General features: G+C 70.5%; 4 protein-coding genes. 2 read left to right on the top strand and 2 right to left on the bottom strand.

All coding sequences use genetic code 11. The features are described from left to right. Positions 1-1,367 precede the first annotated feature (1,367 nt). Positions 1,368-1,565, top strand: coding sequence for a hypothetical protein (locus ACFQLX_RS15285; protein WP_386415300.1), 198 nt, complete (start codon positions 1,368-1,370; stop codon positions 1,563-1,565). A 226-nt stretch (positions 1,566-1,791) separates the two neighbouring features. Here the strand turns inward: ACFQLX_RS15285 and ACFQLX_RS15280 are convergent, their stop codons facing one another. Beyond that, positions 1,792-2,802, bottom strand: a complete 1,011-nt coding sequence (locus ACFQLX_RS15280) for a quinone oxidoreductase family protein (RefSeq protein ID WP_386415299.1) — start codon at positions 2,800-2,802, stop codon at positions 1,792-1,794. Between the two features lie 388 nt (positions 2,803-3,190). Next, positions 3,191-5,470, bottom strand: coding sequence for an ATP-binding protein (locus ACFQLX_RS15275; protein WP_386415297.1), 2,280 nt, complete (start codon positions 5,468-5,470; stop codon positions 3,191-3,193). Positions 5,471-5,746: 276 nt separating this feature from the next. On the opposite strand from ACFQLX_RS15275, the gene ACFQLX_RS15270 reads away from it, so the two are divergent. Further along, positions 5,747-8,818 (top strand): phosphoinositide-specific phospholipase C-related protein, encoded by a 3,072-nt coding sequence (locus ACFQLX_RS15270; protein WP_386415295.1) that lies wholly within the window; start codon positions 5,747-5,749, stop codon positions 8,816-8,818.

Genomic DNA, 8,818 nt, shown 5'->3' with positions numbered 1-8,818 from the left:
GTTGACGTCGTCGAGGACGACCAGCGGGTCGCCCGGTGGTGCGGCGTTGGCATTGGCCTCGCTCCGCGAGGCCGGCGGCTCCGCCGCCTGGTGGAGGACTCCGTCCTCCACGCTCTGAAGCTCCGCTTCAGAGCGTGGTCGGGCGCTGGTATCCGCAACTCCGTTGCGGATACGGCGGGCTGGGGGCCGAGGATGGCTCGACTTCCTTGTTCGGGTGCTCTTTCGGATGCTGTTCCATGGTCTGCTGCGGCCGTCTGCTTTCGTGCTTGGTGCCTCCACCGCACCGGGCCGTGGGTGAGGGCGGGAAAGACGACGGCGCTGGTCCGGTGCGGCTGCGCGGCGCCGGTCGGGCGCCGGGGTCCGGGGGTGACCGGGTGCACGGGGCGCGAGGTGGGTGGGACGGGGTGGGGTGGTGCTGGTTGCTACTGTACGAAACCATTTCATGATCACTAACATGACTAGACCAATTGTTGGCATGCTCATGTAATTCGGGAGATCGTGGTGCACTCCGCATGCCACTGACACACCCCCGCATCGCAATAGCACCACTCACGTCACGACGAGCGACACGAGACGCGGGAAGCAGACTCCCGACCCGTTGGCAGCGATGCGAGCGGCCTTCGCGGCCGCCAGCAAGGAGCGGCGTCCTCAGCATGCTGCCGACCAGCCCACGGACCCAGGACGCTCCTCTCGCCACCACTGACAACCACTCCCGCGGTCCACGACAAGGCTGTCGCCGACCCGTCCGGAATCCCAACACTTCGGATCCGTACGTCACCGCTGCGACTTGCTTCACAGGGAAACTGACGCCCGCCGACAGATCTCAACGCGCCAGGGGGGTTGGGGATGTGGGTGATGAAGGACGGGAAGGGGGTGGTTAGCATCCTTCGTAAGGGCTTTGAAGCGGTACCCGAAGCATGTGCTGAAAAGGTAGAAGTAGCCTGGTGCTCCCTGAAGTTGGCAGAAGAAGTGTGCGGCTTGCAGGTAGGGCCAGGCGTGGGGCGGGATCGTGCACCAGACGCGGGGGAGGGTGGGAGGGGTGGCCTTGGTCGTAGGTGCCGCTCGGGGATTCAGGAACGGCCAATCGGCCACCGTCATGCTCCACATCGTTGATAGTGGTCATGACGAGGCGGTCAGTAACGGCTCCGGTGCACAGCAGGACGATCAAAGCGGCGACTTGGGGTGGTGAGACCACGGCCCGGCTGATGCAGTGCCCGACACCAGCGGTGGAGGAAACAAGGAAACAATGCAGATCCCCGGCCCCCGGCTACAGCAAGACCAGCGAGAAGGGCCACGCGCAGACCGGCTCACAGACGCAAGCCGGCTCGGGCAAAGCCCACCTGGACGCCGCCCCGGCACTGGACCCCATGTGGGCCGCCCCCCGCGACCAGCAGATGACCGGGCTCCTCGCACAGGCCGCCGGACTATGCCGGGTGCTGGCGCACGAGCACTTCCACAACTCGCCGCGCGCCGCCGAACTCGCCGAGCGGGTCGAGGACTTCGTCCAGCAGTCCGCTCAGCGCCAGCTCGGTACGGGAGCAGGACTGCTCGCACTGGAGGCATGAGCGTCAGTACCTGACGTTGTCGGGGATTTCCGAGATCAGCGGTCACGAGGTAGGTGAGCGGACAAGACCAGGCCGGGCCTAGACGGGGCACTATGGCCGAGTGGCTGCCGCAGAGATAATGCACCTCGCGATGATCGCCCTCATAGCCCGTCGACCCAGGCCGTCTGCGAATCGGGGGGTCTCCATCGTCCACGGGGTAGTTCAGGGGGAGTGGCCCGCCGGTCGGTCATGCCTTCCCTTGCAGAGGGAGTTCCGCAACGGCTGCATCGGGTACAACGAGCAGCTTGCCGGTGGTACGCCGAGCCTCCAGATCGCTGTGGGCCCGGGCGGCCTCGGCCAGAGGGTAGCGGGCCGTTACTGTGACCTCAAGCGCCTTGGAGCGCACCCACTCGAACACATCGGTGGCGCGTTGGAGCAGTTCGGACCGATCGGCGATGAAGTCCCCGAGGCTGGGCCGGATCAGGGTCAGCGAACCGCCGTGGGCGAGCCGAATCGGATCAAACGGCGGCACGGCACCGCTTGCGGCGCCGAAGAGTACGAGATGGCCGCGAGTTCGCAGGCTGGCGAGGCTCGCGTCGAAGGTGTGTGCGCCGACGCCGTCGAAGACAACCGGTAGTCCCTGACCGCCGTTGAGGCGCCTCACCTCGGCTGCGAGATCGTCGACTGCGGAGTAGAGGATCACCTCAGCGGCCCCGGCACGCTTCGCCAGTTCGGCCTTCGCCGTGGTCGACGTCGTGCCGATCACCCTGCCGCCGAGGTGGGTGATGAGCTGGGTCAGAAGTAGCCCCACGCCGCCAGCAGCCGCATGCACGAGCACCGTGTCGCCCGACTGGACCGGGTAGGCGTCCTTGACGAGATAGTGCGCGGTCATACCTTGCAGGAGCACGGCGGCGGCGGTCTCGAAGCCGATATCGTCGGGCAGCGGCACCAGCCGGGTGGAGTCCACGACGGCCCGCTCGGCATAAGTGCCGGGAATCTCCACCCAACCGACCCGGTCCCCCACTGCGACGTCGGCGACGTCGGGTCCGACTTGGACGACCGTGCCCGCGCCCTCAGTGCCCGGGGTGAAGGGCAGCGGGAGGGTGTACCGGCCCTCGCGGTGGTAGACGTCGAGGAAGTTGACCCCGGATGCGGCGACCTCCACGACCGCCTGGCCCGGACCCGGCTGCGGCTGGTCCACATCGACCTCCTGCAGCACCTCGGGGCCGCCCACTTCGTATACCTGAATCGCTCGCATGACTCTCCAGTTCCGGCTCACATCCCCCACCAACCCCGTGGATGGCGATCCGATTCCCGGCATGCAGATCAACGCCCGCCAGTGCCACGCGCTGGCAGGCTGGCTGGCTGGCGGGCTGGCGGGGGCGCCGCCGTCAAGGTGTCGGTCGGAGTCGTACGCAAGCCGCGGGATCAAAGTGCGGCCACGCACACTGAGCTCCACATCTCCAAGATCCTCGACAGCGTCACATGCTCAGCGGGATGGCAGGCTGTTCGCTCGGCTCGGCGGGCCAGACCGCTGAACGCGAGTCCGGTCTCCTTCGCGAGCTCCGGCAGGCTCATCGCCCCGGACTCGAACAGCCCGCGGAAACCTCGAAGCTCCATCCATCGTTGGGGGTCCAAGACCACGGTCAGCTGCCGGATGCCGCCAGTTCGCGGTCGGCCTCCGCCTGCCGGGGGTGGTTTTGTTCGGCAAGGCCGCGACAGGCCGCCTCCAGCATGGTGCGGGCCTCGGTGGTCCGGCCGAGCCGACGCAGCACGAGGGCGAGGTCGAGGCGGGCCGGTTCGCTCCACGCGGTCATGGCGGCGGCGGTGAAGGCCTCGAGGGCCCGGCGCAGCAGCGGCTCGGCCTGCGCCCAGCGGCCCATCTCGGCCAGGTCCCGGCCGAGGTGCTGCGAGGTGGCGGCCTGGAACACGGTCAGGAGGTGCTGCGAGGGGCCGGGGAAGCTGCCGGCCCGACACAGCTCTTCGCTCTGCCGGTGGACGGCCAGCGCCTCCTCGGGGCGTCCCATCGAACGCAGGTGTCCGCCCAGTGCGTTGAGCGTCGACAGCTCTGCCAGCCTGCCCTGCGGTGTGGGGTTTCGCCGGTGGCAGGCCGCGGCGTTCTCCAGCCACGCCGCCGCCTCCTCACGCTGCCCCAGGTGGTGCAGTGCGCCGGCTCCGTAGCCGTAGGCCCAGCCGGTCTGGAGCAGGTCCCCGGCCTCGCGGGCCGCGACCAGTGCCTCGCGGGCCGCTGCCAGGCCGGCCGGATAGTCGTGGACGCACAGGTTGTTGGCCCAGGCCAGGTAGTTGAGGTGGACGGCCTCCTCGCGGCGGCTGCCCAGCGCCCGTGCCGCGGACACCGAGCAGGCGAAGACCTCCACCCACTGCTCCCAGTGCTGGGTGCGGTCCGAGAACCAGTGCATGGCCTCCGCCAGGTCCAGGGCCTGCTGGTGCTGCCCGGCCGCGAGCGCCTGGCGCAGCGCGTCCAGCCACTGGGCCCGCTCCGCCTCCAGCCACTCCCGCGCCTGCTCGGGTCCGCGGGGCGCGGTGGCCGGATGCGGGTCGCCGGCCGGGGAGCGCTCCGTGTCGAAGTGAAGCGCGGCGGCGCGGGCCCTGGCCCGCGTCCAGTGGGCGGTGCGGTCCTGGGCGCGGGCGAGGTCCGCCGGGTCGTCCTGGGCCAGCTGCTCGGCGGCGAACAGTCGGAGCAGGTCGTGGAAGCGGTAGCGTTCCGCGGCCGGGTCGGGTTGGAGGAGCCCGCGGTCGGCCAGGTCCTGGGTGCACAGCTGGGCCTGGCGCAGCGTGATGCCCGCGAGCAGCGCGGCGGTCTGCGGGGAGAAGTCGCCTCCCGCGGCCAGCGTGGCGCGCCGCAGCACCCGCTGGGCGGTCGGGTCCAGTCGCCGGTAGGACAGTGCGAAGGCGGCCCGGACCTGGAGGTCGCCGGCCTGGAGGGCGTCGAGGCGGCGTCCCTCGTCGGCGAGTTGGGCTGCCAGTTTGGCGAGCCGCTCCTGGGGTCGGGCCGCCAGCCGCTGCGCGGCGATGCGCACCGCGAGGGGCAACTGCCCGCAGAGGTCGGCCAGATCGCGGGCCGCCTGCGGCTCGGCCGCCACCCGGTGGGCGCCGACGACCCGGCTGATCAGGGTGACGGACTCCTCGCGGCGCAGCACTCCGAGCGCGATGCGGTGCACGCCCTCCAGTCCGGTGAGCGCGTTGCGGCTGGTGACCAGGGTCAGCGCGGGTCCGGTGGCGGGCAGCAGCCGGCGGACCTGCTCCTCGTCGGCGGCGTTGTCCAAGACGAGCAGTACCCGCCGGCCGTCGACCATCGCCCGCAGCAGGGCCGCCCGGCTCTCGGTGTCCTGCGGTACGGCGCTCTCGGCGACGCCGAGGGCCCGCAGCAGCCGGCGCAGGACCTCACGCGGTTCGGCCGGCTGCTCCTGCGTACCGTGCAGGTCGACGGAGAACTGCCCGTCGGGGTAGCACTCTGCGAGGCTGTGCGCGGCCCGTACCGCGAAGGTCGTCTTGCCCAGCCCCGGCTGCCCCGTGACCAGCACCACCAGCGGGTAGCCGTCATCGGCCTGCGCCACCAGCGCCCGCAGCCGTGCGAGATCCACCCGGCGGGCGGTGAAGTCCCCTACATCGCGGGGCAGTCCGAGCCCCGCCTGGACCGCCGGGGTCGGGCGCGGGCGGGGCCGGCCGGTGGCGGCGGCCCGCTCCAGGGCCGCGGCGTCGGGGCCGGGCAGTGCGAGCGCTGCGATCAGTGCGGCGACCGTACGGCGTTGCGGGCCGCGGGTGCGCCCGCGTTCCATGTCGGCCAGCGCCCGCACGCTCACCCCGGCCCGGTGGGCGACGTCCTCCTGGCTGAGGCCCGCCCGGGACCGATGGGTGCGCAGCAGCGCGGCGAACTCTCCGCGGGCGAAAGCGGTGGTGCTCATCGTGCGGGTCTCCCATGCGGCGCGCGGCCGGTGCGACGTGTGCGCTGTGGTCCGAGTGAAGTATGCAGGAGTGAACTTCTGCCGGTCCGGCCGCGTCGCCCCGGTGCACACCCGGGGACGCGGCGGTGCCGGCTCCCGGACGCGGCGCTTCCGTATCGCCGTCAGATGCGGGATGGGCAGAAATAAGTCCTGCCGGTGGAACTTCCTGGTCCGCTTACCCCGTCCTCGGCTTGGCTTGTGCCGCCCCAGCAAGCCCTGTCGCGAGAAGGATCCGCCGTGCCCATCTCCTCCGTCCCCCGGCCGACGAGCAGGGGGGTCTGGCTACGCGGCCGGCTCGCCTGGCTCCTCGCCGTCGTCATGGCCGCCGGCGCGCTGAGCGCCGTCTCCGCCGCCGTCGATCCGCTCCCCGCCTCTGCCGCGTCCGCCGCCCCTGCTTCGAACGTGCGCTACTACGTTCAGAGCCTGGCGAACGGCAGCAACATGTCGGGGACGCCGACCTACCCCATCGACGTCCCGCTGGACGACGTGTTGACCACCCGCCCCCCGAAGGGCGACGAGGACAACCAGCAGTGGGAGTTCCAGGCCCTGTCCGGCGGCGGCTACGAGATCGCCCTCGCCGGTGGCGGGCCGTGCGTGAGCCGCGTCCGGGACCTCATCATGCTGGGCGGCTGCGGCGACGCGGACGCCCAGTGGTTCCTGGAGCACATCGGCGGCGACCGGTACGCGATCTACCGCCCCTCGGACGGCCAGCGCCTGAGGGTGGACACCACCACCCTCCACCAGGAGCTCACCGTCACGACCGGAAAGGGCAGTGACACGGTCTGGTACCTCACGCCGACCGAGCCGGCGCGAAGCCCGATGCCGTCGGACTCGGAGCGGACGTTCGATCAGATGACCTATCTGACGACGCACAACTCCATGAGCAACACCGAGCAGGACGCCGGGCACATCATCTTTCCCAACCAGCCGCACAGCATCCTCACCCAGCTGAACGACGGCGTCCGGGGTCTGATGGTCGACGTCTACGACCAGGAGGGCCGGATCGTCCTCTGCCACAAGCCCGACTGCTCGACCGCGACCCGGCAGGCCATGACGGTCCCGATGGGGCAGATCGGCTCGTTCCTGAGGAGCAATCCCCGGGAGATCGTGACGATCTTCATGGAGGACCACGTCAGCGGAGACCAGCTGAGCACGGCGCTCGGCGGCCTGCTCGGTGAGCGCTACTCCGAGGACACCGAAACGAAGAACCCCGACGGCAGCGTCACGAAGCACCCCGCCGGCAGCGTCAAGACGGCCGGAAGCATCTCCGACCTCGTCTTCGACCCCCGCAAGTGGAAGGTGAAGGACAACGGCTGGCCCAAGGTGCAGGACATGATCGACGCGGGCAATCGGCTGGTGATGTTCAGCCAGGGCGACGACAAGGAGTCGCTGGGCATCATGCACGACCAGGACTGGACGGTCGAGAACTACTGGTCCATGGGCCCGACCCTCGGGTCCTCCGACTGGACGTGCCGGACCCGTTGGGGCCCCGTCCCGTTGAGCACCCAGGAGTATGCCGACGGCGTGTCGGGGGCGCCGAAGAACTTCCGGCCCCTGTTCGTCATGAACCACTTCCACGACGTACCGATGGACCCGACCTACAGGCGCGACAACGAGAAGCTGCAGGACCGGGCGGAGCGGTTCTGCATGCCGGCCGCCCGCAAGAAGCCCACCTTCCTGGCCGTCGACCAGTACCGCGACGGCAATCCGATGGCGGCCGTCACCGCCCTCAACGCCTACACCTACCGCGGTGAGCCCGTCGACGCCTCAAGCCCCCCTCCCTCGCCCGGCCCCGCTCCCCTGCCCACCCCGACGCCCGGCGACCCGCAGTGGAAGGTCCCGCGGCTGGCGGTCATGCCGCTGGGCGACTCGATCACCCTGGGCGTCGGCAGCAGCACCGGCGACGGATACCGCCCGGGCCTGTGGAGCAGACTCCAGGGCCACGGGGAGAACGTCGACTTCGTGGGCTCGCTGAGCAGCGGCAACCTCCCGGACACCGACCACGAGGGCCATTCGGGCTGGTTCATCGGCGGCATCCACGACAACATCGGGTCCTGGCTCTACCGGGCCCGGCCCAACGCGGTGACGTTGAAGATCGGCACCAACGACATCAACAAGAACATCGACGTCGCCAACGCACCGGCCCGGCTCAAGCAGCTCATCGACCGGATACGCGCCTCCGCCCCCGCGATCACCGTGGCGGTCGCCACCATCGTCCCCAACGCCGACAACGCCGCGCAGGCCCGCGTCGTGACGTACAACAACGCGGTCCGCACCCTGGTGTCGGCCTACCAGGCCCAGGGCGCGCACGTCGAGTTGGCCGACACCTCCGCGGTGACCACGGCCGACCTGAGCGACGGCCTGCATCCCAACAACGCCGGCTACGCCAAGATCGCGACCGCGTTCTACGACGCCCTCACCCGGGCCGCGGGCAAGGGCTGGATCGCCGAGAACGTCATCGTCAAGCCCGCCCTGCCGGAGTCGACCACCGTGGCCGACTCCGACGTCGACCTCGACGCCGACGGCCGCGCCGACTACCTCGTCGTCGGCGCCAACGGCAGCCTGCGCGCCTTCCTCAACAAGGCGGGCGCGAACGGGGCGGTCACCTGGTCCGACCTCGGCTACATCGCGACCGGTTCGCCCGCCTGGACCGGCAGTCAGATCCGCTTCGCCGACCTCGACGGCGACGGCCGCAGCGACTACCTCGTCGTCGGCGCCAACGGCGCCACCCAGGCGCTGCTCAACCGCGCGGGCGCGAACGGCGCGATCACCTGGTCCGACCTCGGCTACATCGCAACCGGTTCGCCCGCCTGGACCGGCGGCCAGATCCGCTTCGCCGACCTCGACGGCGACGGCCGCAGCGACTACCTCGCCGTCGGCTCCAACGGCAGCGTCCACGCCTACCGCAACTCGGGCACCGGAGCGACCGTGACCTGGGAGGACCTCGGCTTCATCGCCGCCGGCTCGACCGGCTGGACCGACTCCCGGATCCGTTTCGCCGACTACGACGGCGACCGCAAGGCCGACTACCTCGTGATCGGCGACAACGGCAGCGTCCGGGTACTGCTCAACAAGGGCGGCGACGGCAACGGCGGCTGGTCCGACCTCGGGGTCGTCGCGACCGGTTCGTCCTCCTGGACGGCCCCGCAGATCCGGATGTCCGACCTCGACGCCGACGGCCGCGCCGACTACCTCGTCGTCGGCGCCAACGGCAGCCTGCGCGCCTTCCTCAACCAGAACGGCTGGGCCGACCAGGGCGCCATCGCCACCGGCTCCGCCGACTGGACCGCCTCCCAGATCCACATCTGA

This window comes from Streptomyces polyrhachis (assembly GCF_042663125.1).
GTDB classification, from domain to species: domain Bacteria; phylum Actinomycetota; class Actinomycetes; order Streptomycetales; family Streptomycetaceae; genus Streptomyces; species Streptomyces polyrhachii.
The sequence above is the reverse complement of the archived record's forward strand: the minus strand, read 5'-3'. Positions and strand labels throughout refer to the sequence as shown.